We start from the raw sequence: 25,513 nt of genomic DNA on the forward strand, positions 1-25,513 counted from the left end.
GCTCGGGTAGCGCAGCTGATGCTTGAGCCTGCTCCGGTTTCCTAGCAGTGGATGGCTACTAGAGGTGACTGGTGGTCAATGTGATCGTTCAGGAACCGCGACGAGAGGCGTCTGGCGAATAGAACCAGGCATTTGCTCGACGATGGCGCCCTGCGCTGCGGTCAAGAGCGCCATTTTCGGCTAACCTGAACCTTCTCGTAGCAGCCTGTATCAGCCCCGTCATGCATCAGCCAAACACCACAGATCAGCGCCCGCTTGCTGGCTCCAGCTTCTGGCGGGACCATTCGTTGCCTTTCATCGAGTCGCGCAGCGTGGCGGACGGACGTCGCGTCTGCTATGCGCGGCACAGCCATGAGACTTTTTCCGTCGGCTTGATCGACAGCGGCACCAGTACCTACATCAATGGCGATCAACAGTGCCGCATCGATGCGGGCACGCTGGTGCTGATGAATCCAGGTGACGTGCATGCCTGCAACCCGATTCGCAATCAGCCCTGGGCGTACCGCATGCTGTATGTCGATGCCGACTGGCTGAGTGATCTGCAGGATGAACTGGGCATGGGCGGTGCGGGGTTTCGCTGCTTCGCGCCGATTCTAACGCGTGATTCGGAGCTGCAAGCCGGTTTCAGAAAGTTGCATGCGGCATTGACCGATGACCATGCCGACCATTTGCACAAGCACAGCACCGCGGTGGAGTTCTTCAGCGCCATGCATCAGCGCCTGGGGATGCAGACCACGGCGCCGGCGAGCGATCCGAAGCTTAGGCGTGCGGCCGAATTCATTGCCGACAACTACCAGCGTTCCCTCAAGCTGGAAGAAATCTGCTCGACGGCCGGTGTGTCGATATCGAGCCTGATCCGGTCGTTCAGGAAGCATTACGGAATGACGCCGCACGCCTATCTGACCAACCGTCGGGTTCAGTTCGCGCGTGCGGAGTTGCGCCGTGGCGTGCCGATCGCCGAGGTGGCGCTGGCCGCGGGCTTTGCCGACCAGGCGCATCTGCAGCGCGCCTTCAAACAGCTACTGGCGGCAACGCCTGGGCACTACCGTGGCCAGCGTCGTGCCTAGGCGGATGTATTGGACGACCGGCCTGGTGCTCGCTATCGCTTGACCTTCGACCGGCTAGAACACCAACACGTTAGAACGCCAGTAGGTAGACCGCGCAACCAATCAGCAGGGCCGCCATCACCCGGTTGAACAATCGCAGCCGCGCGGCATCGTTCAGGTAATGCCGCAGAAAGGTGCCGGCATAGGCCCAGCAGGCCAACGAGGCGTAGCAGATCACGAAGTAGATCGCCGCGAAGCGCCATACCGAAGGCAGATCACCGGCGGCCGCGAACAACCCCATTCCGGCCACCGAGGCCAGCCAGGCCTTTGGATTCAACCACTGCATCATGGCGCCGTAGAGCATCGTCGGCCGCAGCGCCGGCTTTTGGGTGTTCAGACGACCGTCGTCGCGCGCCAGCCGGTAGGCCATGTAAATCAGGAATGCGACGCCGGCCAGCCGGATGGATTCCGTCAACCAAGGCCATCGCCCCAGGACTTCGCTCAGCCCGAGACCGATCAGCAACAGCAGCAGGGTAAAGCCAATGGTGGCGCCGCTGACATGCCGCATGGCGGCACGCAGGCCGAACTGGGCGCCACTGCTCAGCGCGACGATATTGACCGGGCCGGGTGAGATGGAAGAGGCCAGCGCAAAGGCGGCCATAGAGAGGAACAGGCTCATCGAAACTCCTAGTTTCACGCAGGGATTACAGCGCGAAGATAGGAGGGGGCGTTGCGTCGGTATTGAATGAAATGCGCGTCGTAACGGTTTACCAGCGCAGCAGTCGCGGCCCCAACAGGGTGCCGATGACGGTGGGTACCAGCATGCCCAGTACGTACCAGACCGCCCAGAAGGCCACGCTCATCTCCGGGCAGTGCAGGCTGTAGGCCAGCGTCGCCATCGAGCCGGCCAACAGGCCGCTTGCCGCTCCGGCCAGGCGCAGCCGGGTCGGGGCCAGGCCTCGCATGGCCCAGAACACCGTGAAGAGCGCCGGTATTGAAAGCACGGCGATATTGACCGGACAGCTTCGCCAGGTACTGCCGAGCACCAGTGTCCAGCGACTCTCGGCCGATACGCTGAGCAGCAGACCCGCCGCCGCCAACCACACGGCACCCACCGGCAGGCCGATCGCCGCCCAACTGCCGCCAGCGCGTACGCCGGGCCGAGCCAGGCGGCTGGTCATCATCAAGGCGCCACCGAGCAGCGAAGCGGGCAGCGCCAGTTTGCCCCAGAACAGCGGCTTGGCGGCCACGTCGGCGAGGTCCGGGCGCACGCCGAAGAGCGTCAGCAATACCAGCAGAGCGAGGAACAGGCCGATCACAACGGCGAGACTGAAGCGCTTGGCGACGATCCGAGGTTCGACGGGCGGCACATTGCTGGCAAGCATTGAAATCAGGTCGTCGGTTTTCATCGGGAACCTCTAATCAGGGCGGCCAGCGCCTTCAAGCCACGGTGCACGCCGACCTTGACGGCCGATACGGACAAACCCGTCAGTGTGGCAGTCTCGTCCACTGACAGTCCCTGCAGCTTCACGTGAAGAATCGGCAAGCGCTGTTTATCCGGCAACTGTTCGAGCAGCCGGGTCAGATCGCGCTGTGCCTGCTCGGCGTGGTGATCCTCTTCGGCAAGCAGCATCGCGTCGTCGTCCAGCGGGTCGTTGAGCGCCTCGCGTCGTGCATAGGCGCGGAAATAATCCATCAGCTTGTAACGCGCAATGGCCTGCACCCAAGCGGTCAGCGGTTGGTCGGCGCGGTAGGTATGGCGCGCGTTGTGCACCGCCAGCAAGGCCTCCTGCAGCAGATCTTCGACGTCCGCCGAGTGCAATCTGCGCCTGAGAAAGCTGCGCAAATGCGCACCGAGCAACGTCAGGAACTGCCGATAACACGCCTCGTCACCCTCCAATCCCCGCAACAGCAGCGCTTGCAGGCGGATCTCGCGCGCCTTCAATGCCTCATGGTGGGTAGTTCGTTCCATCGGGTGCTCTGGTTACAAGAGAAGAGAATTTTTCGCTGCTGCGATTCGCTGGGTTCAATGACCCATCAGCTTGAGGCGTCGATACGGTAGGGCCGGCCGAAAAAAATCTCAAAAATATTTTTCCGCCCTGTAACCGTTACCCCGCACCTTACGAACTATCGATTGAGTGGCCAGCAAACCCGCTGGTCGCATCTGCGAACCGAATGGAGAACCACATGAATACTCTCGCTCTTACCGCTGCTGCCGTTGCTCTCGCATCCCTTGCCGCCGGCGCCACGGCGGCCGAAAAAACCGAAGGCGCCATGGAGAAGTGCTATGGCGTCGCGCTTGCGGGTCAGAACGATTGCAAAGCGGGCGCCGGAACAAGCTGCGCTGGCACGTCGAAAATGGATTACCAGGGCAACGCGTGGAAGAACGTTCCGGCCGGCACCTGCACCTCGATCGAGACCCCCAAGGGCATGGGCTCGTTGACGCCTATCGAATCCTGATCGCCTAGGCTGCCGATGATCATGTCAGCTCACTTGGGGGCCGGTCTCAGTCTCAAGCCCGAGTACTACGAGGCGGCGCATGCCTGCACCGCCTCCGGGCTCTGGTTCGAGGTGCACCCGGAGAACTACATGCTCAGCGGCGGCCCTCGTCTGGACTGGCTGGAAGCAGTTGGGGCGCAGCATCCGCTGTCGCTGCACGGCGTGTCGTTATCGCTGGCAGCGGATTGCCCGCCGGACGAGTCGCATCTGCAACGCCTCAAAACCTTGGCCGAACGCATTCGGCCAGCCCTTGTTTCGGAGCACCTCGCCTGGTCCGTCTGGCGAGGTCAGTACCATCCCGATCTGCTGCCGTTTCCACGCACGAACGCCGCGCTTGCGCGGATCGTCGATAACGTCCAACGCACTCAGGATGTTCTCGGCCGGCAGATCGCCGTTGAGAATCCCACCCATTACATGCGCATTGAGGGGCACGAGTGGGATGAGATTGATTTTCTCGCCGAGCTGGCCAGGTGCAGTGGTTGTGGCCTGCTGCTGGACATCAACAACGTCTATGTCAGCGCGCATAATCTCGATTTCGATGCGTTTGCCTATGTCGATCGCTTCCCGGCTCAAGCCGTGCTGGAGGTACACCTGGCCGGACATAGCCAGGATCCGCAAAGCGACTCCGGTTTACTGATCGATTCCCACGACGCACCGATCACCGGGGCGGTCTGGGCGTTGTATCAACGACTGATCGAACGAATCGGCGCGCGACCCACGCTGATCGAACGTGATGATCAACTACCGGCTTTCACCGACCTGCTGGGCGAGCGCGATTGCGCGCAGCGATTGCTGGATCAGCAGAGGAGGGTAGGATGAGCGTGTCGCTGGGACAGTTCCAGGACGCCTTCGTCGAGGCCCTGCAGGGTGTCGAACCGGTGGATTCCAACGAAGCGCATGGCGTGATCGCGGCGCTCACGGCTCAGCCAGGCTTCGCGGTCTATCGCAATACGGTCATGAAAGGCTGCGTGGATGCGCTGCGGGCCAACTTCCCAACGGTCGAGCGGCTGGTCGGTGCCGAATGGTTCGCCGCCGCGGCCGCCCACTATGTCAGGCGCTCGCCCCCAGTACTGGCGCAACTGATCGAATACGGCGTCGGCTTCGCAGACTTCCTGCAGTCCTTCGAGCCTGCACGGGAACTGCCCTATCTGGCCGGCGTGGCACGCCTCGACCGGCTTTGGATCGAAGCGTTCAGCGCGGCGGAACAGGCACCGCTGACACTGTCCGCATTCGCCGCACAGGCGCCGGAAAAACTCGCCGAACTGCACCTCAGACCAAGCGCCGCAGCACGCTGGCAGTGGTTCGCATTGCCTGTCTTCACCATCTGGCGCTGCAACCGCGAACAGCTGGACGTGCCCCGATCACTGGTCTGGCAGGGTGAAGGCGCGGTGCTGTGCCGTCGGGATGGGCGCGTTGTCTGGCAGCCGTTGGGGGCTGGCGGTTGCGCGTTTCTCGATGCGTGCGCCGCGCGATGCCGACTGGACGAAGCGTCGACCCTGGCACTGCAAGCCCAACCCGATCTGGACTTCAACGACCTGCTGGCACGCCTGTTCGAGGCCGGCGTATTTGCCGCTGACCCCAGCGGCACGACGAACAACCGAGGCGATTGATATGGACACGCCACACAGCACCTCAACCACCGCCCCATCGTATTGGCTTCAACGCTGGAATCGCGTCGCTGCCTGGCTGCAGGCCGTTGTCAGCGACTCCGCATTGTCACTGGTCGCCCGTCTGGCGATTGCCGCCGTGTTCTTCTATTCCGGCCGGACCAAAGTCAGCGGCATATTGACGATCAAACCGGGCACCTACGACCTGTTCGAGACCGAATACGCGTTGCCGCTGCTTTCGCCCCATTTGGCCGCGCACCTGGCGACCTACGCCGAGCACCTGTTTCCGCTGCTGCTGGTGCTGGGCCTGCTGGCGCGGCTATCGGCGCTGGCGCTGTTGGGCATGACGTTGGTGATTCAGGTGTTCGTCTATCCTGACGCCTGGCCCACCCATCTCACGTGGATCGGCCTGATGCTGGTGGTGATCGGTCGCGGGGCGGGCTGGTGGTCGCTGGATCGGTTGCTGGGGATTCGCTGAGCGATTCGCCAAGTGACACGGATGCGCCGCTAAACTCGACGGGTTTGTCGCAGTCCAACGGCTGTCTGCGCATTCGGAGGCATCCTGCCGACCGCGCCCCAACTCAGGAGACCCGATGGCCACTATCGAGCTGCTGATCAGCGATTGCGATGGCGTGATCGTCGACAGCGAAATCATCAGCCACCGCGTGTTGTTCGAGGCCTTGAGCCTGCATGTACCCGCTGACCGGTTGGGCGAGGCCCTGGAAGGGACCTTCGGCCTGACGGTACCGAGCATCATCGATCTCATCGAGAAGCGCTTCGACCTGCAAATGCCCGCCACCTTCGACGCCGACCTGCGTCGGCAAAGCGAGAAGGTGGTGGCCGAGGAGGTCCAGGCGATTCCGGGCGTCCGCGAAGCCTTGCTTGCCATCGATCTGCCGCTGGCGGTGGCATCCAACAGCCGTCTGCACAACGTCGAGGCGTCGCTGCGTCGCGCCGGGCTGACCGAGCGCGTCGCGGGGAACATCTTCTGTGCCGATATGGTGCCATCGCCCAAACCGGCTCCGGACGTCTATCTACTGGCTGCCGAGCGCATGGGGGTGGCGCCGGGGCACTGTCTGGTGGTCGAAGACAGCCCGACCGGTGTGCTGGCGGCGCGCACCGCCGGGATGCAGGTGATTGGTTTCACTGGCGCCAGCCACATTCCGGCCGGCCACGACCAGGCGTTGCGTGAGCTGGGGGTGTCGGCGGTCATCAGCGATATGCGGGAGCTGCCGGCAATGGTTGCTCGTTTCCTGGAGCATTGAGGGCCCGATTGCGGCTAAGGACAACAAACTTCCAATCTTGCGCAACGGCCTGGGTCTGATCTTGTCTGTACTGAAACCTACGGATTGGAGTGGCAGATGGTCGAGCGCTGGAAGTGGTTTCTCATCCGTATCAGCAAACGACCCTGGTTCAGGGCCAGCCTGTTCTCCGTCCTGGGTGTAGCGACTGCGCTGGTGGCCCTGGCGGTGGCGCCCTATATCCCCGACGACGTCCCCACCAAGATTGGCTCAGACGCGGTCGATAACATTCTCAACGTACTGGCTTCGAGCATGCTCGCGGTGACCACCTTCTCGTTGAGCATCATGGTCGCGGCCTACGGTTCGGCGACCAGCAACGTGACGCCGCGCGCCATCTCGCTGTTGGTGGAAGACCCCACTACGCAAAACACCCTGTCGACGTTCATCGGTTCGTTCATTTTCAGCCTGGTCGGCATCATCGCGCTGAGCACGGGACTTTATGGTGCGCAAGGGCGTGTGGTGTTGTTCGCGGCGACGATCATCGTGGTCGTTCTGGTTATTTATGCGCTGCTGCGCTGGATCGATCAGCTTTCAGGGCTGGGCCGAGTCGCGGAAACCACGGCCAGGGTCGAACGCGCTGCGACACGTGCACTGTGCCAGCGCATGGAACAGCCCTATCTCGGCGGACGCCCGCTTGAGGTGGACCCCAGGGGGCTACCAGGTGCGCGTCCCTTGTACGCCGAGAAGGTCGGCTTCGTGCAACACATCGACATGCCTGCGCTTGGCGAACTGACCCGGTCGGCGCACAGCTCGGTCTATATCTGCGTGCTGCCCGGCGTGTTCGTGGAGCCCACCCAGCCGATCGCCTGGTCCATCGGTATCGATGAGAAATGTGACGGCGCGCTGCGCACCGCCTTCGTCATCGGCGCGCAACGGACCTTCGAGCGCGACCCGCGTTTCGGCATGACCGTAATGGCGGAAATCGCTTCTCGCGCCTTGTCGCCAGGGATCAACGATCAGGGCACCGCCATTGACGTCATCGGCCGCGGCGTTCGCGTGCTGTCGCACCTGCGCCGGCGTGCAGCGCCCGAGAACCCGAAGTTCGAGCGGGTGTTTGCCCCGGCATTGAGCGAGGCGGACATGCTGAACGATTTCTTCACACCGATCGCCCGCGACGGCGCAGCGATCGTCGAAGTGGGGCTGTGCCTGCAACAGGCATTGGCGTCGCTGGGACGGCTTGGCGATGCCGCGACCATGGTCGCGGCGCATCGGCAGGCTGAGCTGGCGCTCAAACGTGCTGAAACGGCGTTGACATTGGCGGATGATTGGCAGCGTGTACGAAACGCTGCAGCCAATGCCGAGCTGACTGATAGCACGCTTTAGGCGGTGGTTGAGACCTAACCAGGTTGCCGATGGGTGTTAGCGGCTTCGGCCGCTGGGCCGCCTTTGCGTCATTTTTCCTCGTATTGTCTCGCTTGCATCGCCTGATTTTTTTGACGGCTTGCTAGAGCCAGTGATGTCGCGGGGCGGGCTGAATTCGGCCAAAGATTGATCTTCGCAACTGGCTGCTTTCGGCCGATTCTGTTGAAAAAGTAGCTGCTTCCCCATGCCTTCGGCAAAATTGCTCTGTCAGTGAGCGTGGGGGCGAACAGCATGATGGGACAGTTACCGGGAGGGCAGCAGCGCCTGTTTTACTCGTTCAATCTGGAAGATCACGTCCCGCCCCAACACCTCCTGCGCAGCATCGACCAATGCCTGGATCTCAGTGATCTGCGCGCCTACCTGGCGGATTTCTATAGCCCCATCGGGCGTCCCTCGATTGACCCGGAATTGATGGTGCGTATGCTCGTCGTCGGCTACTGCTATGGCATTCGTTCCGAGCGTCGATTGTGCGAAGAGGTGCACCTGAACCTTGGCTATCGCTGGTTCTGCCGGCTGAGTCTGGAAGACGAAGTACCCAATCACTCGACCTTCTCGAAGAACCGACACGGCCGTTTTCGTGACAGTGGCCTGTTCCGCTGGTTGTTCAATGAGGTGCTGCGCCGCTGCATGGCGGCTGGCCTGGTCAAAGGCGAAGGCTTCGCTGTGGACGCCAGCATCATCAAGGCCGATGCTAGCCGCCAACGTGGCATGGCGGGTAATGAAGTCGATTGGAACGATCCAAAGCTCAGCAGTCGCGCCGTGCGCGAGTACCTCGAAGCCCTTGATGAAGAGGCGCTGGCTGAGGCTCTTCCTAAGAAAATTTCGCTCACCGATCCTCAGTCCCGTTGGACAGCAGCACCAGGCGGCCCGGCCTTCTTTGCCTACTCCACGAATTACCTGATCGACACTGAGCACGGTGTGATCATGGACGTGGAAGCTACCTCGGCGCACCGTACCGCCGAAGTCGATTCGACCAGGACGATGGTCGAGCGTGTCGAAGCGCAGTTCGATCTCACACCGGAACGCCTTATCGGCGATACCGCTTATGGCATCGCCCCGATGCTGGCCTGGATGGTAGAAGAAAAGGACATCGAGCCGCATGTTCCGGTGTGGGACAAGACCGAGCGCAAGGACGACAGCCTCTCCAGTAACGACTTCCACTGGAACCAGGAAGCCAATGAATATCGCTGCCCAGCCGGCAAACCACTACGCAGTGAATGGCGCGCCTTCACCCAGAAAAGATCGCGGGTGACCAAGGCCAACACCATCATTTACCGCTCCAGCCAAACCGACTGCGCCACCTGCTCGTTGAAAGCGAAGTGCTGCCCCAACACGCCGACTCGGAAGATCGTCCGCAGCATCCATGAGGCTGCCCGCGACGTGGCTCGACGTATCGCCAAGACACCGGAATACCTAGTCTCTCGCTGCGAACGAAAGAAGGTGGAAATGCTATTCGCCCACCTCAAGCGGATAATGAAACTTGATCGCTTACGGCTGCGCGGTCTGACGGGTGCGACTGATGAATTCACCCTGGCGGCGACGGTGCAGAATCTGCGCCGCATGGCCAAGCTTTTGCCTCAAGGGCCACCATTAATGGGATAGGTACGCCTGCTGCGAGCAGAAACCCTCAAATTAACCCTCAGAGCTGAGCAATGACGCTCAGCGAAACGCCGAAAGGCAACTTGAAGTGGCTTGCAGCCACTTCGACAGCCGGTACATCCGACCGCCTGGCTGCCGCTAAACCTGCTTTTTCAACAGAATCGGCCGATAGCTGACTGTCACCGCGATCGGCAAAAGCGGCAGATGGCGGAGGCATCCTTCCCGCATCTAGCGACAATTGGCGTTACTCCTGGCGACGCGGTTTGCTGGTTTCTAGCCGATCCTTGCCAGGTAATATGCCAAACATGCGTAGGTAGTCTCTTGCAAAGTGTGAAGCACCTTCATAACCGACCTCGAACGCTGCGCTACTGGATGACCTGCCTTCAGACACGATCAAGCGCCGCGCCTCGATCAATCGTAATTGCTTCTGGAATTGCAACGGTGTGAGTGAAGTGACTGCCCTGAAATGTTGGTGAAACGAAGAGCGGCTCATACCCGCCACGGCAGCCAGCCGTTCGGCCGGCAGCGCGTTGGCGTACTCGGCTCGCAGTACCGCAACGGAGCGGGCTATGCGATGAACATGACTGTCAGGCGTGCCGAGTTGGCGTATCGCTGCGCCGTGCATACCCGTGAGTAGCCAGTAGTGGATTTCGCGCAGCAATTGCTGATGTAGCATGGCCAATGCGGCCGGACGGTCAAGCAGTTGCATCAAACGCAACGCTGTGTCGGCGACTTGCTCGTATGTTGAAGTATGTTCATGAGGTTTGACGCTTAACGCCTGCGCCTGCATTTCCAGCACCAGATCGGCGATTATGCAAAGGTCCAGATCAAGTGCGAGCGATAGATAAGGGATGCTCGCGCTCGCCTGCATGATCTGGCTGACCATTGGCTGGTTGGCAGTGATCAGCATGGAGTCGCCAGCAGCGTAATCCAGCTGCTGGTTACCAATGGAAACGCGCTTGCTGCCCTGCAGCACCAGGCACAACAGCGGCCGTGGCAGCGTATGCTCCAATGAAGTAGCCGCGGTTTTGCGAACAGCAATAAGCCCGCAAGCGGTAGATGCAACACCGTCACGTGCACACGCCCCTTCGGTATGGCGGCGAACAATTTCAAGTAGCGTCTCGGCCATACCCTGATCCTGCCATGCGGACTGAGCGACGTGAGTTGATTCTGGATGATCAGGCTAGAAAACGGATGAATCCAGCGCTCCACCCAGCCATGCCGACTCTATATTTGAAGCCTCTCGATAGGAGGTGATCATGACTGACAACACAACCCTACCAGGCCCTGTTCTATTCCCGGCTCCGTCCGCACCCGTATTGCCCCACCACGGCGTCCAGGTTAGTGGCGAACAGGGCGATGACGGTCGCAAAGCCTTCTATATTCACATTGAGGCCATCCCTGGCAGCGAGGATCAGGTCGTGCAGATGCTAAGGGACATTCTCGCCTGTGTTGAGCAGGAGCCGGCTACCGGACCTTGGTATGGCGTGCGGTACTCGCAGACGACTTTCGGCGTATTCGAAGCGTTCCCGAATCTGGCAGGAAGACAGGCCCACGTGGAAGGTGGCGGTGGAAAAATATTCAGAGACATAACGCGGATGAATTCGATACTTGCCTATCCGGCTCATGTCTATCGATTAGACATACTCATGAGCAAAGAGGTGTTCGCGCGCTGAGAGTGCTCTGCGATTGCGGGAACGCCCGTAAAGCACTCCGCATCGCGCCACGACATCTAGCATGCTGGAAATCGCACTCCCCCTAGATGGCTTAAGTAGAGTAGGCCGATCCTTCAAAAAAGTCTGTCCGCTCCTGGCCCGATAGCCGCCCTGCTTCCAACACTAATCCGTCAACACAAGAGACGCTCCCGGATAGCGATCACACAGAAACTCAACGAACGCCCGGACCTTCGGTGCAGCGAGGCGCCTGGATGTGTGTAGGACCCAGAGCGATGTTTCGGCACCGGACACGGTGCCCCACTGAACCAGTTCCCCACGCGCCAGCTGGTTCCATGCAATGGACTGCGGAATGAGCGCCGCACCGCCGCCGGCGACAGCCGCGTCGCGGATCATCAGGAATGAGGAAAACCTCAACCTCGGCACGGGCTCAATGATCAGGCGCCCCTCGTCGAGGCTCCAACTGGTTGGCTGAAAGCTCGAAAAGACAATGCCGGGTATCTGCCTGGCCGCGCCGGGCGGCGGGATCGCGATGGACGGCGCGGCCACTACGATCAGTCGGTCCTTGGCGAAGCATCGGCCAACCAGGTCGCTATCCGGGCTGGGGTTGACCCGAATGGCAACGTCGTACTGCTCCTCGACGAGATCAACCAGGCGGTCCTCCGCCAGGACCTCGATGGTGATCTCCGGGTAAGCGGCGCAGAACTCGGCGCCGATCCGCCCCATGGCGAGCTGTGAGAACAGCACCGGAGAAGCAATACGAAGATGGCCGCGGGGGATGGATAGCCCCTCGCGAGTGGCCGTCATGGCTTCCGTCACCTCTCTCATGGGCCCCTCGGTTCGGGCCATCAACATTTCGCCGGCCGCGGTGAGCTTTAGTCCACGGGCGCTGCGCTCGATCAGCCGCACACCAAGTTGATCCTCGAGATCGGCGATGCGGCGTGACAGGGTCGCCTTGGACCTACCGCTCGCGCGGCTGGCCTTTCCCAGCCCGCCGTTGGTGGCCACGAGTGCGAAGTCGACCAGTGCGTTGATGTCCATAGGTGTTCCAAATATGAGACGAGGTGTCTTCATCTTGTGATCTGCGTTTTGTATGTGCAACGGCTTATTGTCTGGTCACCACTGATCAATAAGGAGTGACCACCATGAGCACCATGCAACGCGCTTTACTCATCCGAGCTTACGGCGGCGCTGATGCCGTCGAGGTAGCGGATGTTTCCATGCCAGAAGCGGCACAGGGCGAAGTCTTGGTTCGGGTTCGCGCTGCCGGGGTGAACGGCCTCGACTGGAAAGTTCGCGAGGGCTATGTGCGGGATGCCTTTCCACTGCAATTGCCGGCTGTGCTGGGCATCGAGTTGGCAGGCGTCGTCGAGGCGGTCGGTTCCAACACTTCTCGCTTTCGTGTCGGTGACCGAGTCATGGGGCCGTTAGGCGGGCTCGGCGCTTATGCCGAGTGCGTGGCGGTCGCCGAGGCGAACCTGGCCCGCACGCCGGATACGCTGGACGACGTCCAGGCCGCGGCACTCCCGGTGGCAACCGTGGCGGCTTGGCAGAGCCTGCACCATGCGGGGCCGATCCGTCAGGGTCAGCGGATCCTGATTCATGGTGCGGCAGGTGGCGTGGGTGGCTTTGCCGTGCAGTTCGCCAAAAGGCTAGGCGCCGAGGTGTTCGCCACGGCGGCTTCGGCTCATCTCGACTATGTCCGCAGTCTCGGCGCCGACCATGTCATCGACTATCAACGTCAACGCTTCGAGGACATCGCCCAGAGCATCGATCTGATGCTCGATTACGTCGGGGGCGAAGTCCTCGATCGGTCATGGCAAGTCCTGACGGCGGACGGCGCCATCGTCGGCACCACATCGCCCGACATCCTGGCCCGCACGCCGGCAGGCCGCCGTGGCCTGTGGTTCATGAACACACCGGACGCCTCGCTTCTGGAGACTTTGGCTGCCGAGGTCGCAAGTGGCGCGCTGCAATCCCACATCAGCGAGGTCGTCAGCGTCGCCGACCTTCCTCTGGCCATCGAACGCAACCGCACCGCCTCGCGATTCGGCAAGGTCGTTGCGGACTTCTCGCGCTAACCCACCTTTACATCCCATCCAATACTGGAGATTCACATGAGCATTCTTGTTACGGGCGCCACGGGCACAATCGGTTCTCTCATCATTCAACGCCTCGCCACTGTAGGCGCGGACATCAGCGCACTGGTTCGTCAACCGGGCAAGGGCAGCTTCCCGGCAGGTGTCACCGAAGTCGTCGCAGACCTGACCGACGTGCCGTCGATGCGCGCCGCGCTTTCTTCGGTGCGAACGCTATTCCTGTTGAATGCCGTCACGCCGGACGAGGTGACGCAGGCGCTTATCACCCTCAACCTCGCGCAGGAAGCCGGCATCGAACGCGTGGTCTACCTGTCGGTGATCCATGCCGAGAAGTACACGAACGTGCCTCACTTCACCGGCAAGCACACCGTCGAGCGCATGATCGAGAGCTTCGACATACCTGCCACCATCCTGCGCCCGGCCTACTTCATGCAGAACGAGTACATGGTTCAGCAGGTCATTCAGGACTATGGCGTCTATCCGATGCCGATCGGCTCAGCGGGCGTCGCGATGATCGATACACGCGACATTGCGGATATCGCCGTCGCCGAGTTGCTCCGACGCGATAAGGCCCCCGGTGCGCTCGAGCCGGTGACGCTGGATCTTGTCGGCCCGGACGTGCTGACCGGCGCCTCTGCGGCGCAGGTCTGGAGCTCCGCTCTGGGTCGGGAGATCGCCTATGCCGGTGATGACGTGGCCGCCTTCGAAGCACAAATGGCTTCGTTCGGCCCATCCTGGATGGCCTATGACATGTGCTTGATGATGGTGGGTATCCAGAAGCACGGCATGCAAGGGGGCGAAGGGGCTGTGGAGCGTTTGCAAACCATCCTGGGACGCCGCCTGCGCAGTTACGAGGACTTCGTGCGCGAAGCCAGCGGCGCCGACTGAACGTCACTGGGCGGGCGGCGCTGACCGAGCCCGCCGATGTCGGAAAACTGAAGCGGACTTCACGTGAAGTCCGCTTCTGGCGTGACAACGGCCGTCATCGGTGCCAGCTCTGGCGTGATGGCGGGGGAAAACCTTACTTTCCCTTTACGTCCGCTTCACACGAAGCTGACCGTCAGCAGCGTAAAGTCCTGTTCAGGCTGATGGAACAGCCGGCTCCATTGGGTGGACCCGCCGCGGCCCGGTTGTTGAGTTGACAGCTGTTGCAGCCGCGGCGGTCCGCTGCTTTTTTAACCTAGACTTTGGCATCGTGCGAAAGCAGGTTGGTTTAAACATTTCGTGGGGAGACCCGTCACCGTGATCGTTCAAAAAAAATTCCTGGCTGTCGTGGCTGGCGTTGCGTTGCTGGCGCAGACGCTCGTCGCTCATGCCGAGCTGCCGGACTTCACACCGCTGGTCGAGAGCGCCTCACCGGCGGTGGTCAATATCAGCACCAAGCAGTCCACGCCGGTACGCGGCGGGCCGATGCAGATGCCTGATCTCGAGGGCATACCTCCGATGTTCCGCGACTTCTTCGAGCGCGGCATGCCGCAGCAACCGGATCGCCGGCGCCAGGCGCAGTCCCTGGGCTCCGGTTTCATCATTTCCGAGGACGGCTACATCCTGACCAACAACCACGTGGTCGCCGATGCCGATGAAATCATGGTGCGTTTGCCTGATCGTAGTGAGCAGCAGGCCAAGCTGGTAGGCGCCGATCCGCGCAGCGATGTCGCCCTGTTGAAAATCGATGGCGACGATCTGCCTATCGTGAAGATCGGTAATTCCGAGAAGTTGAAGGCGGGGGAGTGGGTCGTTGCTATCGGCTCGCCGTTCGGCTTCGATCACACAGTCACCGCTGGGGTGGTCAGCGCGACTGGGCGTAGCCTGCCGAACGAGAGCTATGTGCCCTTCATTCAAACTGATGTGGCGATCAACCCCGGTAACTCGGGCGGCCCGCTGTTCAATCTGGATGGAGAAGTGGTCGGCATCAACTCGCAGATCTTCACCCGTTCCGGTGGCTTTATGGGGCTGTCGTTCGCGATCCCGATCGATGTCGCCATGGATGTCGCCAATCAACTGCGTGAAGACGGCAAGGTCAGCCGGGGTTGGCTCGGTGTGGTCATTCAGGAAGTGAACAAGGATCTGGCCGAGTCGTTCGGTCTCGAACGTCCAGCCGGTGCGCTCGTTGCGCAGGTCATGGACGGCGGCCCGGCAGCCAAGGGCGGCCTTAAGGTTGGCGATGTCATCCTGAGCCTGAACGGCAAGTCCATCGACATGTCCGGCGATCTGCCGCACCTGGTTGGCGCGATGAAGCCGGGCAGCACGGCCAAGCTCGAAGTGGTCCGTGGGGGCGACCGCAAGACGGTGACACTGGAGATCGGGGCACTGCCCGAAGATGGCGATCTTCTGGCGTCAGCCGGCGGCCCGGGCGGCGCCACGAGCAGCGATAATCGCCTGGGTGTATCCGTGACCGAGCTGACCGATGCGCAGCGTCAGGCGCTCGAAATCAGCGGGGGAGTGGTCATCAGGGAGGTCAGCCAGGGCCCTGCAGCGATGATCGGCCTGCGCCCGGGAGATGTCATCACGCATCTCAACAACCAGGCGATCGACTCGGTTAAAACCTTCAGCAAGGTAGTCAAGGCGTTGCCGAAGAACCGCTCCGTGTCGATGCGTGTCCTGCGGGACGGACGGGCGAGCTTCATTACCTTCAGGCTCCCCGACTAACCCGAACCAGTTGCTCTGCCTATGAGGCCCGCTTAACGCGGGCCTTTTGCTGTCCAGAGATTGCTTAGTCGACGACGAACAGCTTGGCGCCGACCGCGGTGGATGAGCGGTGCGCTTCGGCGTTGTCGGCAACCTGATAGCTCATGCCAGGTTTGAGGATGAAAGTGCGGCCATCGTCCAGCTCGGTATGCAGCTCGCCTTCGAGACAGAACAGGATATGGCCTTTGCTGCACCAGTGATCGGCGAGATAGCCCGCGCTGTATTCGACTATCCGAACGCGGATGTCGCCAAAATGGCAGGTGCGCCAGAGCGCGCTGCCGGTTTCGCCCGGATGTTCGCTGGGTTGAACCAGTGACCAGTCGGTAGTGCCGAAGGGGATGGCGTTCAATTGCACGAGCTCGTTCCTTTTTAAGTGTCCCGGTTTTCCGGGTTGCAACCCTGCGGCTTGTATACGCGCTGGGTGGAGGCGGGATTGTCGGCAAGTTTCTCGACGGGCCTGCGTGGACGAGCGACCAACTCACCGCCGCAGTTGGGGCAGACGAAGCCGAGTTTGGACTGGGCGCACGTCGTGCAGAAGGTGCATTCGAAGGAGCAAATCACTGCCTCGGCAGATTCTGGCGGCAAATTGGTATCGCAACATTCGCAGCCGGGCCGGAGTTCCAGCATGTCAGTTTCCTTTTTGGATGGTCTATCAAATGCCGTGCGCGTACCGGGTGGGGCGGTTAATGCGTGGACCGCCTGGCGCGAATCTATTGGAGTTTACGGATCGCTGCCACGAATCGCTTAAGCTAAAGCATTCATTCGACACAGCACCGCTTTGTTCCCGCAACGTCGGACACCTTGAGCACTGTCGACGTCGCACTGTTTGTGCATATCACGATATTCATGCCTCTGGCCGAGGCATCAGGGGTAACGCTATTTTGAGTCACGCAAGTGAAGCGAAACCGGCCCGCTCGGTACCGTTGCGCAGTCGTCTGCTGACCATCGCGCTTGCCGGAATCCTGCCTTTGGCATTGGTCGCCGGCCTGGGGCTGGTATCGATCGTCAGCGAGCAGAAGCAAATAGCCAAGCAACGCAGTCTCGAGGTAACGCGCCTGGCCGCTACGGCTATCGAGATCGAGCTGGTGCGCTCGATGAACCTGTTGCAGGCACTGTCGCAGTCGCCCTTGCTCGACGAAGGCGACGTCGAAAGCTTTGCCGAGATGGTTCTGCGTGTACTACCGACGGTTCCCAGCTGGCATTCGCTGCTGATCATCACGCCGGAGGGTGAGGTCGTTCGGCGCGTTTCGTCGCATAACTCCCCGGAGTCGAAGGTGATAGCCGAGCCTGGCAGCTTCGTTGAAATGCTTGGCACGGGAGAGCCTCAGATCGGCAACATGGCGCAAGGGCCTGGTGGCGCGTGGGGCATTCCTTTGCGCGTACCGGTACATGATGGCGCAACTATCCGCTACATCCTGACGACAGTGCTCGAACCCGGCGCCATCGCAGACGTCATCAACAATCGGCGGTTGCCGAAGGGCTGGGTGACCACTGTGCTGGATGCCAGTGGTTCACGAATCGCCCGGTCTCAACGGCATATTGAGACGCTGGGGCTGCCCGCTTCTCCGACCCTGGCGAAGTTGCTGCAGGAAGATAAGGCAGAAGAAGGCATGGGTATGACCATGACTGTGGAAGGCCTGCCCGTTTTCACGGCGTTTGTGCGGTTGTCTCCCTCGGGATGGGTGGTGGCGACCGGGGTTTCCACCGACGAGGTTCAAGCCGGCGCCGTCAGGGCCTTCACGTTCTACGGCGGTGGGCTGCTGCTCTCGTTGTTGTTTGCGGTCGCTGCGGCGTTGTTCGCGACGCGGCGGATCAATGTCCCGATGCGTCAGTTGCGGCGGGCGGCCCAAGCCATCGGTCGAGGTCAGTCGGTGCACCAGGCACCGGAGAGCGAGATCGAGGAAGTGCGCGAGGTGGGGCGGGCGCTAGCCGCCGCAGCGCAGGCGCGCCAGGCGAGCGAAGCCGAGCGTGACAGCATGTTGGCGCGGCTGGAGCTGGCTCAGCAGGACCTCACCGAGCAGGTCAGCGATCTGGAATCGCTACAGGCGCTCAGCAATCAGTTGCTGCAATTGCCGACGCTGGACGATCAACTGCAGGCGATTGTCGAGGTGCTGTGCGAGTTGCATGGTGCCGAGCATGGCCTGCTGACCACCCGGGAGGGGAATTCCTCGTTGCGCGTTCAGGCTTCGAAAGGCTTTTCGGCGTCCTCGCTGTTGCAATTGAACAACCTTTCGCTTGAGGGCAGCGTAGACGGTGCGGCCGTCCTGGAAGGCCGTCGAGTGACCGTCGCGAATGCCGAAGCCGATCCGCGTTTTGCCGCGCTCGTCCCACTCGCCCGTGCCGAGGGGTTCCGCTCGGTGCATGCCACGCCTATCAGGCACAGCGATGGCAGCGTTCTCGGTGTGTTGACCGTGCAACTCATGGACAGTCGTTTGCCCACGGAGCGCGAGATACGCCTGGCCGATCTCGCGGCGGGTCTCGCGGCCGTCTTCATCGATCGAGCACGAGCCCAGACCAAGGCCGGCATGTTCGAGCAGCGTCTACGGATTGCATTGGATTCGTCCTCGGTGCCGTTCAGCATTCTTTCCACGCTGTACGATTCGACGGGACAGGTGACGGACTTCGTGTTGGCCTTCATCAACCCGACGGGGGCCGCCTTTCTGCGCGGATCGGTGACGGAACTGACCGGCCGTGTTTTGAGCGAAGTGCTGGGCCCCAACGCCAATTCTCGGGTTATGGAAACGCTGGTGGCGGTGGCTACTTATAAACAACCGCATGATCTGGAGCTGCGCAGTACGGCGTTCGGCGGCGATCGCTGGGTACGTCTGGTGGCGACGCCGTACGAGCAGAGCATCGCCGTCTGGTTCGCTGACGTGACGGAAGCCAAGCACCAGGAACAGGCCATCCTGGAGGCTGACCGGCGCAAGGATGAGTTCCTCGCGACGCTGGCTCACGAACTGCGTAATCCGCTCGCACCGATACGTCTGGCTGCGGGCCTTTTCGGTTCACCCGGCGCGTCCGAAGCGCAGAAGCTGCGCAGCCAACAGATCATCGAGCGGCAGGTTCGGCACATGGCGTTGCTATTGGACGACCTGTTCGACATTTCCCGTATCACCCTCGGCAAGCTGGTGCTGCGCAAGGAGTCGCTGGATCTTGGAGCGGTCATCGAGGCAGCCGTCGAAACCGCTCGCGCCAAGATCGAGGCAAAACAGCACGAGTTGATCGTGGAGTTGCCGGCGCAACCGATCATGCTGGAGGCCGACCCGCTTCGACTCGAGCAGATACTCGTCAACTTGCTCAACAACGCGGCCAAGTTCACCGCGCAGGGTGGGCGGATTCGTATCAGCGCCACACTGATGGGTGGGACGGCCATGATTTCGGTGGCCGACAACGGCCTGGGCATCGCTCGTGAACACCTCAAGCTGATTTTCGAACGCTTCGCCCAGGTGCCCACAAACCGGACGCAGGTCAACACGGGTCTGGGCATCGGGCTGGCACTGGCCAAGGGGCTGGCCAATCTTCATGGCGGCGATATCCGCGTCAGCAGCGCAGGGCTGGGGCAGGGCGCGGAGTTCAGGTTGACTCTGCCGGCCCTCGCGGTATTGCCGAGCGACGGGCAGCGTGCCGAGCCGGGCAAGGCGGCGATCCATGCGCGGCGGGTCCTCGTCGCGGATGACAACCGGGATATCGCCGAAACCATGGCTGAGGTCCTTCGGCTGGAAGGCCATGAGGTGCATCTGGCCTTCGACGGCAACGAGGCATTTGAGCGCTATCAGCAACTCAAGCCGGAAGTGGTGCTGCTGGACATCGGCATGCCCGGCCTGCGTGGCGATGAGGTGGCACGGATGATTCGTTCGCAGCCCTCGACGTTTTGCGTTCGACTGGTGGCGATTACCGGCTGGGGGCAGCCGAGCGACAAGGAAAAAGCGTTGGACGCCGGATTCGACGTGCACATGACCAAACCCGTCGATATCGATCGGTTGATTTCCATCGTGGGAGCTTGAAGCCGTACGTAGCCCAGTTTCCGCGGCCTGCCCGTGCGGGAGACACATACGCGACAGGCCCTTGAGGAGCATTTCGCGCTGTGGGTGAGATGGATTTACGGCTCCATCAGTGGGCCTGAAAAAAAAAGCGGGTGCCGTGCGCCGAAATTTCTGGCACCTTTGCCATCTGATTTGTAGCGGCCAGAGCGACGTGGAGCGCGCTGGTGCGCAATGAAGTGGTATCGGGAGAGACTGCAGCGGCAACGCCGTCGCAGCGCCGAAGGAGCAACCGCCCCGGAAACTCTCAGGCAAAAGGACCGATACCACCGCTTTGAACTCTGAAGAGTCGACGGGCAGTCGTCGCCCGTTGCACCGAAGGAGCAAACGAACGCCGCTACACAATGGCTGTTCGTGAAACTCTCAGGTCCAGAACAGAGGGGGCGCTCGATCTGCAATAGCGGACGAGCTCTAACCCCGACGTTCTGGAGCCTCAAAATGAAAACGATCGCTGTCATTGGTGGCGGTATTACCGGCATCACTACCGCCTATGCGCTGGCCAAACGCGGTTTCGCCGTTACCCTGTTCGAAAAGCATCGCTACGCGGCGATGGAAACCTCCTTCGCCAACGGCGGCCAGCTCTCCGCGTCGAACGCAGAGGTGTGGACGCATTGGTCGACCATCCTCAAGGGCATCAAGTGGATGCTCAAGAGCGACGCGCCTCTGCTGGTCAATCCCAAGCCCAGCTGGCACAAGCTGTCCTGGTTCGCCGAGTTCATCGGTGCCATTCCGCAATACCGTCAGAACACCATCGAAACCGCACGTTTGGCCATCGCCGCGCGTGAGCACCTGTTCGCCTGGGCCGAGGAAGAGGGCATCGACTTCGACCTGAAGAAGGCCGGCATCCTGCACATCTACCGCGACAAGGCCGGCTTCGACCACGCGGGCAAGGTATCCACATTGTTAGCCCAGGGTGGCCTGCCGCGCCGCAGCGTGACGCCGGACGAGATGCGAGCCATCGAACCGACGCTTGCAGGGCAATACTACGGTGGCTATTACACCGAGTGCGATTCCACCGGCGACATTCACTTATTCACCAACGGCCTCGCCGCAGCGGCCAGCCGCCTAGGCGTCGAGTGCCGGTATGGCCAGGATGTGAAGGGCGTGGCGACAGATGGCAGGCAGGCCAGCGTCATTCTCGGCACGCCAGGAGGCGACGAAACCCTGCAGTTCGATGGCATGGTGATCTGCGCCGGTACAGCCAGCCGTGCCTTGGCCACTCAGTTGGGCGATCGGGTGAACATCTATCCGGTCAAGGGCTATTCGATAACCGTCAACCTCAATGACGAGGCCAGCCGTGCTGCCGCGCCGACCGTGAGCCTGTTGGACGATGAAACCAAGCTGGTCACCAGCCGCCTCGGCGACAACCGCCTCCGAGTGGCCGGCACCGCCGAGTTCAACGGCTACAACCGTGACATCCGCGCTGATCGGATTCGCCCCCTGGTGGATTGGGTCGCCGAGTGCTTCCCCGGCGTCAGCACCCAGAGCGTGGTGCCCTGGGCGGGGCTGCGTCCGATGATGCCGAACATGATGCCCAAGGTCGGCCGCGGCAGCTCGGCCTGCGTGTTCTACAACACCGGCCATGGGCACCTCGGCTGGACCCTGAGCGCAATAACCGCGGACATGATCGGCGATGTGGTGAGCCAGTCGCTGGGCTCGGCTACCTCGATGACCGGCTCGCGTCCGGAGGCTGCGCTGGCGTGACCAGCATTGACGACTGCGGCAACGCCGCGGTCGTCAATCGTCGCGAGTCAGTACCTCCAGCAGCTCGATTTCGAACAGCAGGTTGGAGTTCGGCTTGATGTGCTCGCCGATCTGACGTTCGCCGTAAGCGAGGTGGGCGGGGACGAAGAGTTTGCGTTTGCCACCCACCTTCATGCCCATGAGTCCGATGTCCCAGCCCTTGATTACCCGCCCGGTGCCGATCACGCACTGGAATGGCTTGCCACGTGCGTAGCTGGAGTCGAAAGTGGTGCCGTCTTCCAGCTGGCCGCGGTACTCAGTGGTGATCAGGGCACCCTTTACCACTTCCTTGCCGTCGCCGACTTGAAGGTCCTCGATCTGCAGTTCGTCGTTCATCTGTTTTTCTCGTTGGATGATCCGGGCTAGACCAGCACCTGGCGGGTGCTGGCGATAAGCTGGTGCACCTGTTTTTCCACTTTGGCCGCAGTGGCCTGTTCCGGGCCGCGGCCACGGGGGCAGGGCAGGCTCGCGGTGGTGCCGAACAGCCGGCAGATCAGCGGACGCTCGGCATAGGCTTCGCAGCCGTTGGGGCCTAGGTGTACGCAGTTCCAGTGCGCCAGGGCGGCGTCGTGCTCGGCGTCGCTGCGGTGAGGCAGTCGCGCCATTTCTTCGGAAGATGCCGTCACCGGTCCACAGCAGTCGTGGCAGCCGGGTTCGCAGGCGAAGCCTGGGATTTTTCGGCGCAGCTGGTCGATCTTGTGGTTGGTGCAGCTCATCAGGGGGCGCCTGTTTCGGGGCGCGAATAGTACTCGGCCAAACGGGATAATTCTCCTCCGCGCCGGCCTTTTTCACGGCGAGGGCGTATCGATGATGTCGTTCCAGTCAGGATGCTTGCTCACATAGTCGGCGACGAAACCGCATACCGGCACGACGCGCTTGCCGCGTCGACGGGCATCGTCGAGCGATTCGTGGATCAGCCTGCTGCCCATTCCTTGCCCGGCGAGGCTCGGGTCCACTTCAGTGTGAGTGAACACTTGGCGCGGGCCTTCCTCACGGTACTCGGCGAAACCGAGGTCCTGGCCATTGACGTTCAGCACGTAGCGGTGCGCATTCTCGTCGTGTCGTACTGTTGCGTCGTTCATCGAAATGTTCCTTCCGTAGGGAAATCAGGCCCGGCCTGTATAGCAACCGGGCAGGGTGTAGCCGCTACAGCGAGTCGACCAGCTTTCGTCCCATCTCGCAGCCGCGCTCGAGCGCTTCGTCGAAACTGCGGTAGTGCTGCGTCTGATCGACGCTTACCGGAACGACGATTTCACGGTCTTTCACCACTTCCGCGCCCACGGCCCAGAGCGTCTCGCCGTAAGTTTCATACTCGTACCCAGTAATGTGCACGATCACCTCGTGATCGCGGTAGACCAGCCGGTGGCTGTGAGGGATCTGGTGATCGCTGCCGCTGGGGATGTGCGCGGGCGTGTCGAAGTAGGGCTGTTCGGCGTCCGGTTTGACGGCCTTGCTCATCGCTGGACCTCCTTGGGTTGTCTGGATTGGGCCGAGGCAGCGGCGCATCGTTCCCGACGGTGGCGATGCGCGCGATGAACGTGAACCTGCCAGCGCACAGCTCACCGGCCCGCTATCGGCGCCACCAAACCTAGACTGAAGTACAGCCTTTACCACCTGCAAGTCGCATGGTGTCGGCGCTGTCGCTGGCTAGCATGGGGCGTAACGACAAGCCCAGAGGCACCCATGACTCGAAGCGTCAGCCTCCTTCCGTGCGTACGTACGCTTGTGTTGTTCTGCGTCCTGGTCGTCAGTCCGATGCTCTACGCTCAGGCGCCAGATGAGCAGGGCCTGGAGACCGAGATCAGACAGTTGTTTCCCAGGGCGACGCGCATCGAGCCGAAGCAGGAGAACCCGCCGGTTTACCGTGCGTATCAGCTCGACGAGCTGCTCGGTTACGCCTTCGAGTCCACTGATTACTCCAATCTGCAGGGTTTTTCCGGCAAGCCGATACGGCTGCTGATCGGCATGGACCCGCAGGGTGTATTGGCTGGCATCAAGGTGCTGGAACATCATGAGCCGGTATTTCTGCACGGGCTTGGCGAGCAGTCCTTGTTCGACTTCGTCGAGCAATATCGGCAGAAATCGATCAGTAGGCCCATCGTCGTGGGCAATCGTGAACGGACCACAGCTGACAGCGACTCGGTGACCCGCATCGACGGGGTCAGCAAGGCGACGGTCTCGGTGGTGATCCTCAACGAAACCGTTCTGCTTTCCGCCTTGAACGTCGCACGGCAGCTGCTCGATGGGTTCGTCAGTGGCCCGCTGGCCACCGCCAAACCAGACGTATATCAACCGCTCGGCTGGAACGAGCTGCTGGAGCGGGGCTTCGTCCAGCACTGGACGCTGAGCGACGACGAGGTCGAGGAGGCCATAGGCCATTCGCTTGACGGCTATCAGGACCTCGAGGCGGACGCCGAAGACGAACCTTTCAGCGACCTGTATTTCGCCTATCTGAATGCGCCGAGTATCGGCCGTAACCTGCTGGGCGAGACGAGATTCCAACGGCTTAGGGAGGAGCTGCTACCCAACGAGCAGGCGCTGCTGGTGATGTCATCCGGCATGTATCGCCACGTGCCGGACGACTTCGTGCCGGCTACCGCACCGGATCGGCTGGTGCTGATGCAGAACGATCATGCGATCGAACTGCATGACATGAACTTCAACAATGGAGCGGTCCTCGACGCGTTGAACGTGCCGGTGGAGGCGAGCGAAGCGCACATATTCCGTATCAAGGCCCACAGCGCGTTCAATCCGGTCGAGCCGGCCAGTCTGCGGCTCAACGTCAAATTGCGGCGCAACCACCTGATGGAAACCAACGCCCATTTCAGCCGAGCGTTTCGGCTCGATCCCGCACTGTTCGACATCCAGCAGGCGCAGGTCGCTGCCGAGCCGGTTCCGGTCTGGTTGCGCATGTGGCATGAACGCTGGTGGCAGGTCGGCTTGGTGGGACTGTCGTTGCTGGTGTTGACCGCCGTGTTCATTTGGCAGCACCGCATCAGCCGCCACAGCAAGGGCTTTCATCTCTTCCGTGCGGGTTTTCTATTGTTCACCCTGGTTTTTATCGGGCTCTACGCCCAGGGCCAGCTGTCGGTGGTAAACATCTTTACGCTGCTTCTAGCGTTGCGACAGGATTTCGATATCCGGGTGTTTTTGATGGACCCGGTGATCTTCATGCTCTGGAGCTTCACTTTCGTCAGCCTGTTCATCTGGGGGCGCGGTGTGTTCTGCGGTTGGCTGTGTCCGTTCGGTGCGCTGCAGGAGATGCTCGGCTGGGTCGCCAAGCGTCTGCGCATCCGTCAGTGGAAAATATCGGATCGCAATCATCAGCGCCTGCAATGGTTGAAGTACCTGATCCTGATCGGCTTGGTGCCGACAGCGTTCTACTCGCTGACGCTGGCCGAGCGGCTCGCCGAGGTGGAGCCTTTCAAGACCAGCATCACGCTGTTCTTCGTGCGCTCATGGCCGTTCGTGCTCTATGCGGTGATTCTGCTCGGCCTCGGGCTGTTCGTGCACAAGTTCTACTGTCGTTACGTCTGCCCGTTGGGGGCTGGGTTGGCGATGCTCGGCAAGTTCCACCTGTTCGCCTGGCTCACCCGCATCGATGCTTGCGGCAAGCCGTGCCAACACTGCAAGAACCACTGCGAGATCGGCGCCATCAAACGCGATGGCCGCATCGACTATGACGAATGCATCCAGTGCCTGGAATGCATCGTCATACTCAACAACGAGGATCAATGCGTGGCGACCGTCAGTGCGCGCAAGAGGGCCGAAAAGGCCGGGCGCCGCGGTCACGACGGTCTGATCGTAACCGACGCCATGGCTCCGAGGCCGCTACCGGCACCCTGAGGATCAACGA

Annotated in this window: 26 protein-coding genes and 1 riboswitch; of the genes, 15 read left to right on the forward strand and 11 right to left on the reverse strand. The window is 61.5% G+C overall.

Going from position 1 to position 25,513, the window contains the following annotated elements:
- Positions 1 to 221 precede the first annotated feature (221 nt).
- Positions 222 to 1,067: an AraC family ligand binding domain-containing protein gene (locus ACL0K2_RS00100; RefSeq protein WP_413043461.1), complete on the forward strand. Its 846-nt coding sequence runs from the start codon at positions 222 to 224 to the stop codon at positions 1,065 to 1,067.
- 70 nt (positions 1,068 to 1,137) lie between these two features.
- On the opposite strand, the gene ACL0K2_RS00105 is transcribed toward ACL0K2_RS00100, so the two are convergent.
- The 3 genes from ACL0K2_RS00105 to ACL0K2_RS00115 form a co-directional block, all read right to left on the reverse strand.
- The gene (locus ACL0K2_RS00105; protein ID WP_413043462.1) at positions 1,138 to 1,725 is read right to left on the reverse strand and encodes a LysE family translocator; all 588 of its coding nucleotides are present in this window, start codon (positions 1,723 to 1,725) and stop codon (positions 1,138 to 1,140) included.
- An 88-nt stretch (positions 1,726 to 1,813) separates the two neighbouring features.
- Entirely contained in the window at positions 1,814 to 2,455 is a 642-nt protein-coding gene (locus tag ACL0K2_RS00110; RefSeq protein WP_413043463.1) for a DUF1109 domain-containing protein, read from the reverse strand.
- Positions 2,452 to 3,018 (reverse strand): sigma-70 family RNA polymerase sigma factor, encoded by a 567-nt coding sequence (locus tag ACL0K2_RS00115; RefSeq protein ID WP_413043464.1) that lies wholly within the window; start codon positions 3,016 to 3,018, stop codon positions 2,452 to 2,454. Before ACL0K2_RS00115 ends, ACL0K2_RS00110 begins: the two co-directional genes overlap by 4 nt.
- A 215-nt stretch (positions 3,019 to 3,233) precedes the next feature.
- On the opposite strand from ACL0K2_RS00115, the gene ACL0K2_RS00120 reads away from it, so the two are divergent.
- The 7 genes from ACL0K2_RS00120 (at position 3,234) to ACL0K2_RS00150 (ending at position 9,417) form a co-directional block, all read left to right on the forward strand.
- Positions 3,234 to 3,506, forward strand: coding sequence for a DUF2282 domain-containing protein (locus ACL0K2_RS00120; RefSeq protein WP_045161720.1), 273 nt, complete (start codon positions 3,234 to 3,236; stop codon positions 3,504 to 3,506).
- A gap of 15 nt (positions 3,507 to 3,521) precedes the next feature.
- Positions 3,522 to 4,364, forward strand: a complete 843-nt coding sequence (locus ACL0K2_RS00125; RefSeq protein WP_413043465.1) for a DUF692 domain-containing protein — start codon at positions 3,522 to 3,524, stop codon at positions 4,362 to 4,364.
- Positions 4,361 to 5,155, forward strand: a complete 795-nt coding sequence (locus ACL0K2_RS00130; protein ID WP_413043466.1) for a putative DNA-binding domain-containing protein — start codon at positions 4,361 to 4,363, stop codon at positions 5,153 to 5,155. The genes ACL0K2_RS00125 and ACL0K2_RS00130 overlap by 4 nt, the downstream gene beginning before the upstream one ends.
- Position 5,156: 1 nt before the next feature.
- The gene (locus ACL0K2_RS00135; protein WP_239612122.1) at positions 5,157 to 5,630 is read left to right on the forward strand and encodes a DoxX family protein; all 474 of its coding nucleotides are present in this window, start codon (positions 5,157 to 5,159) and stop codon (positions 5,628 to 5,630) included.
- 115 nt (positions 5,631 to 5,745) lie between these two features.
- Positions 5,746 to 6,417, forward strand: a complete 672-nt coding sequence (locus tag ACL0K2_RS00140; RefSeq protein WP_239612123.1) for an HAD family hydrolase — start codon at positions 5,746 to 5,748, stop codon at positions 6,415 to 6,417.
- A gap of 96 nt (positions 6,418 to 6,513) precedes the next feature.
- Positions 6,514 to 7,776, forward strand: coding sequence for a DUF2254 domain-containing protein (locus tag ACL0K2_RS00145; protein ID WP_413043467.1), 1,263 nt, complete (start codon positions 6,514 to 6,516; stop codon positions 7,774 to 7,776).
- Between the two features lie 270 nt (positions 7,777 to 8,046).
- Positions 8,047 to 9,417 (forward strand): transposase, encoded by a 1,371-nt coding sequence (locus ACL0K2_RS00150; protein ID WP_413043468.1) that lies wholly within the window; start codon positions 8,047 to 8,049, stop codon positions 9,415 to 9,417.
- Between the two features lie 241 nt (positions 9,418 to 9,658).
- On the opposite strand, the gene ACL0K2_RS00155 is transcribed toward ACL0K2_RS00150, so the two are convergent.
- Positions 9,659 to 10,543, reverse strand: coding sequence for an AraC family transcriptional regulator N-terminal domain-containing protein (locus ACL0K2_RS00155; protein WP_413043469.1), 885 nt, complete (start codon positions 10,541 to 10,543; stop codon positions 9,659 to 9,661).
- Positions 10,544 to 10,673: 130 nt separating this feature from the next.
- On the opposite strand from ACL0K2_RS00155, the gene ACL0K2_RS00160 reads away from it, so the two are divergent.
- Complete coding sequence (locus ACL0K2_RS00160; protein WP_413043470.1) at positions 10,674 to 11,090, forward strand: putative quinol monooxygenase; 417 nt, start codon at positions 10,674 to 10,676, stop codon at positions 11,088 to 11,090.
- Positions 11,091 to 11,252: 162 nt separating this feature from the next.
- On the opposite strand, the gene ACL0K2_RS00165 is transcribed toward ACL0K2_RS00160, so the two are convergent.
- Entirely contained in the window at positions 11,253 to 12,128 is an 876-nt protein-coding gene (locus tag ACL0K2_RS00165) for a LysR family transcriptional regulator (protein ID WP_413043471.1), read from the reverse strand.
- Positions 12,129 to 12,232: 104 nt separating this feature from the next.
- Between ACL0K2_RS00165 and ACL0K2_RS00170 the strand changes: the two genes are divergently transcribed.
- The 3 genes from ACL0K2_RS00170 to ACL0K2_RS00180 all read left to right on the forward strand — a co-directional run bounded on the left by ACL0K2_RS00170 (position 12,233) and on the right by ACL0K2_RS00180 (position 15,835).
- Complete coding sequence (locus ACL0K2_RS00170) at positions 12,233 to 13,168, forward strand: NADP-dependent oxidoreductase (RefSeq protein ID WP_413043472.1); 936 nt, start codon at positions 12,233 to 12,235, stop codon at positions 13,166 to 13,168.
- A 36-nt stretch (positions 13,169 to 13,204) separates the two neighbouring features.
- A complete protein-coding gene (locus ACL0K2_RS00175) occupies positions 13,205 to 14,074 on the forward strand; it encodes an NmrA/HSCARG family protein (protein WP_413043473.1) in 870 nt (289 codons plus the stop codon).
- Positions 14,075 to 14,431: 357 nt separating this feature from the next.
- Entirely contained in the window at positions 14,432 to 15,835 is a 1,404-nt protein-coding gene (locus tag ACL0K2_RS00180; protein WP_413044510.1) for a DegQ family serine endoprotease, read from the forward strand.
- Between the two features lie 64 nt (positions 15,836 to 15,899).
- Here ACL0K2_RS00180 and ACL0K2_RS00185 read toward each other — a convergent pair whose 3' ends face one another.
- Together ACL0K2_RS00185 and ACL0K2_RS00190 are read right to left on the reverse strand one after the other, a co-directional pair.
- Positions 15,900 to 16,229, reverse strand: a complete 330-nt coding sequence (locus ACL0K2_RS00185) for a DHCW motif cupin fold protein (protein WP_045161784.1) — start codon at positions 16,227 to 16,229, stop codon at positions 15,900 to 15,902.
- A gap of 14 nt (positions 16,230 to 16,243) precedes the next feature.
- The gene (locus ACL0K2_RS00190; RefSeq protein WP_239609140.1) at positions 16,244 to 16,501 is read right to left on the reverse strand and encodes a DUF1272 domain-containing protein; all 258 of its coding nucleotides are present in this window, start codon (positions 16,499 to 16,501) and stop codon (positions 16,244 to 16,246) included.
- Between the two features lie 254 nt (positions 16,502 to 16,755).
- On the opposite strand from ACL0K2_RS00190, the gene ACL0K2_RS00195 reads away from it, so the two are divergent.
- Together ACL0K2_RS00195 and ACL0K2_RS00200 are read left to right on the forward strand one after the other, a co-directional pair.
- On the forward strand, positions 16,756 to 19,878 hold the full coding sequence (locus ACL0K2_RS00195) for an ATP-binding protein (RefSeq protein WP_239609142.1): 3,123 nt from the start codon (positions 16,756 to 16,758) through the stop codon (positions 19,876 to 19,878).
- 212 nt (positions 19,879 to 20,090) lie between these two features.
- Positions 20,091 to 20,187, forward strand: a riboswitch (glycine riboswitch).
- Positions 20,188 to 20,352: 165 nt separating this feature from the next.
- The gene (locus ACL0K2_RS00200) at positions 20,353 to 21,618 is read left to right on the forward strand and encodes a D-amino acid dehydrogenase (protein ID WP_413043474.1); all 1,266 of its coding nucleotides are present in this window, start codon (positions 20,353 to 20,355) and stop codon (positions 21,616 to 21,618) included.
- Positions 21,619 to 21,651: 33 nt separating this feature from the next.
- Here ACL0K2_RS00200 and ACL0K2_RS00205 read toward each other — a convergent pair whose 3' ends face one another.
- From ACL0K2_RS00205 to ACL0K2_RS00220, 4 genes are all read right to left on the reverse strand, one after another.
- On the reverse strand, positions 21,652 to 21,993 hold the full coding sequence (locus ACL0K2_RS00205; RefSeq protein ID WP_045161787.1) for an FKBP-type peptidyl-prolyl cis-trans isomerase: 342 nt from the start codon (positions 21,991 to 21,993) through the stop codon (positions 21,652 to 21,654).
- 26 nt (positions 21,994 to 22,019) lie between these two features.
- The gene (locus ACL0K2_RS00210) at positions 22,020 to 22,373 is read right to left on the reverse strand and encodes a YkgJ family cysteine cluster protein (protein WP_413043475.1); all 354 of its coding nucleotides are present in this window, start codon (positions 22,371 to 22,373) and stop codon (positions 22,020 to 22,022) included.
- A gap of 72 nt (positions 22,374 to 22,445) precedes the next feature.
- Positions 22,446 to 22,739, reverse strand: a complete 294-nt coding sequence (locus tag ACL0K2_RS00215) for a GNAT family N-acetyltransferase (RefSeq protein WP_275589370.1) — start codon at positions 22,737 to 22,739, stop codon at positions 22,446 to 22,448.
- A gap of 64 nt (positions 22,740 to 22,803) precedes the next feature.
- A complete protein-coding gene (locus tag ACL0K2_RS00220) occupies positions 22,804 to 23,115 on the reverse strand; it encodes a hypothetical protein (protein ID WP_413043476.1) in 312 nt (103 codons plus the stop codon).
- Positions 23,116 to 23,340: 225 nt separating this feature from the next.
- Here ACL0K2_RS00220 and ACL0K2_RS00225 point away from each other — a divergent pair, with 225 nt between their 5' ends.
- The gene (locus ACL0K2_RS00225; protein ID WP_413043477.1) at positions 23,341 to 25,503 is read left to right on the forward strand and encodes a 4Fe-4S binding protein; all 2,163 of its coding nucleotides are present in this window, start codon (positions 23,341 to 23,343) and stop codon (positions 25,501 to 25,503) included.
- The last annotated feature ends 10 nt before the right edge of the window (positions 25,504 to 25,513 follow it).

Origin of the sequence: Pseudomonas sp. YJ42 (assembly GCF_047225135.1) — a bacterium.
GTDB classification, from domain to species: domain Bacteria; phylum Pseudomonadota; class Gammaproteobacteria; order Pseudomonadales; family Pseudomonadaceae; genus Stutzerimonas; species Stutzerimonas stutzeri_E.

Coding starts and splice junctions, on each gene's coding strand:
- ACL0K2_RS00100 (WP_413043461.1), top strand. CDS start 222: ATGCATCAGCCAAACACCACAGATCAGCGCCCGCTTGCTGGCTCCAGC.
- ACL0K2_RS00105 (WP_413043462.1), bottom strand. CDS start 1,725: ATGAGCCTGTTCCTCTCTATGGCCGCCTTTGCGCTGGCCTCTTCCATC.
- ACL0K2_RS00110 (WP_413043463.1), bottom strand. CDS start 2,455: ATGAAAACCGACGACCTGATTTCAATGCTTGCCAGCAATGTGCCGCCC.
- ACL0K2_RS00115 (WP_413043464.1), bottom strand. CDS start 3,018: ATGGAACGAACTACCCACCATGAGGCATTGAAGGCGCGCGAGATCCGC.
- ACL0K2_RS00120 (WP_045161720.1), top strand. CDS start 3,234: ATGAATACTCTCGCTCTTACCGCTGCTGCCGTTGCTCTCGCATCCCTT.
- ACL0K2_RS00125 (WP_413043465.1), top strand. CDS start 3,522: ATGATCATGTCAGCTCACTTGGGGGCCGGTCTCAGTCTCAAGCCCGAG.
- ACL0K2_RS00130 (WP_413043466.1), top strand. CDS start 4,361: ATGAGCGTGTCGCTGGGACAGTTCCAGGACGCCTTCGTCGAGGCCCTG.
- ACL0K2_RS00135 (WP_239612122.1), top strand. CDS start 5,157: ATGGACACGCCACACAGCACCTCAACCACCGCCCCATCGTATTGGCTT.
- ACL0K2_RS00140 (WP_239612123.1), top strand. CDS start 5,746: ATGGCCACTATCGAGCTGCTGATCAGCGATTGCGATGGCGTGATCGTC.
- ACL0K2_RS00145 (WP_413043467.1), top strand. CDS start 6,514: ATGGTCGAGCGCTGGAAGTGGTTTCTCATCCGTATCAGCAAACGACCC.
- ACL0K2_RS00150 (WP_413043468.1), top strand. CDS start 8,047: ATGATGGGACAGTTACCGGGAGGGCAGCAGCGCCTGTTTTACTCGTTC.
- ACL0K2_RS00155 (WP_413043469.1), bottom strand. CDS start 10,543: ATGGCCGAGACGCTACTTGAAATTGTTCGCCGCCATACCGAAGGGGCG.
- ACL0K2_RS00160 (WP_413043470.1), top strand. CDS start 10,674: ATGACTGACAACACAACCCTACCAGGCCCTGTTCTATTCCCGGCTCCG.
- ACL0K2_RS00165 (WP_413043471.1), bottom strand. CDS start 12,128: ATGGACATCAACGCACTGGTCGACTTCGCACTCGTGGCCACCAACGGC.
- ACL0K2_RS00170 (WP_413043472.1), top strand. CDS start 12,233: ATGAGCACCATGCAACGCGCTTTACTCATCCGAGCTTACGGCGGCGCT.
- ACL0K2_RS00175 (WP_413043473.1), top strand. CDS start 13,205: ATGAGCATTCTTGTTACGGGCGCCACGGGCACAATCGGTTCTCTCATC.
- ACL0K2_RS00190 (WP_239609140.1), bottom strand. CDS start 16,501: ATGCTGGAACTCCGGCCCGGCTGCGAATGTTGCGATACCAATTTGCCG.
- ACL0K2_RS00200 (WP_413043474.1), top strand. CDS start 20,353: ATGAAAACGATCGCTGTCATTGGTGGCGGTATTACCGGCATCACTACC.
- ACL0K2_RS00205 (WP_045161787.1), bottom strand. CDS start 21,993: ATGAACGACGAACTGCAGATCGAGGACCTTCAAGTCGGCGACGGCAAG.
- ACL0K2_RS00210 (WP_413043475.1), bottom strand. CDS start 22,373: ATGAGCTGCACCAACCACAAGATCGACCAGCTGCGCCGAAAAATCCCA.
- ACL0K2_RS00215 (WP_275589370.1), bottom strand. CDS start 22,739: ATGAACGACGCAACAGTACGACACGACGAGAATGCGCACCGCTACGTG.
- ACL0K2_RS00220 (WP_413043476.1), bottom strand. CDS start 23,115: ATGAGCAAGGCCGTCAAACCGGACGCCGAACAGCCCTACTTCGACACG.
- ACL0K2_RS00225 (WP_413043477.1), top strand. CDS start 23,341: ATGACTCGAAGCGTCAGCCTCCTTCCGTGCGTACGTACGCTTGTGTTG.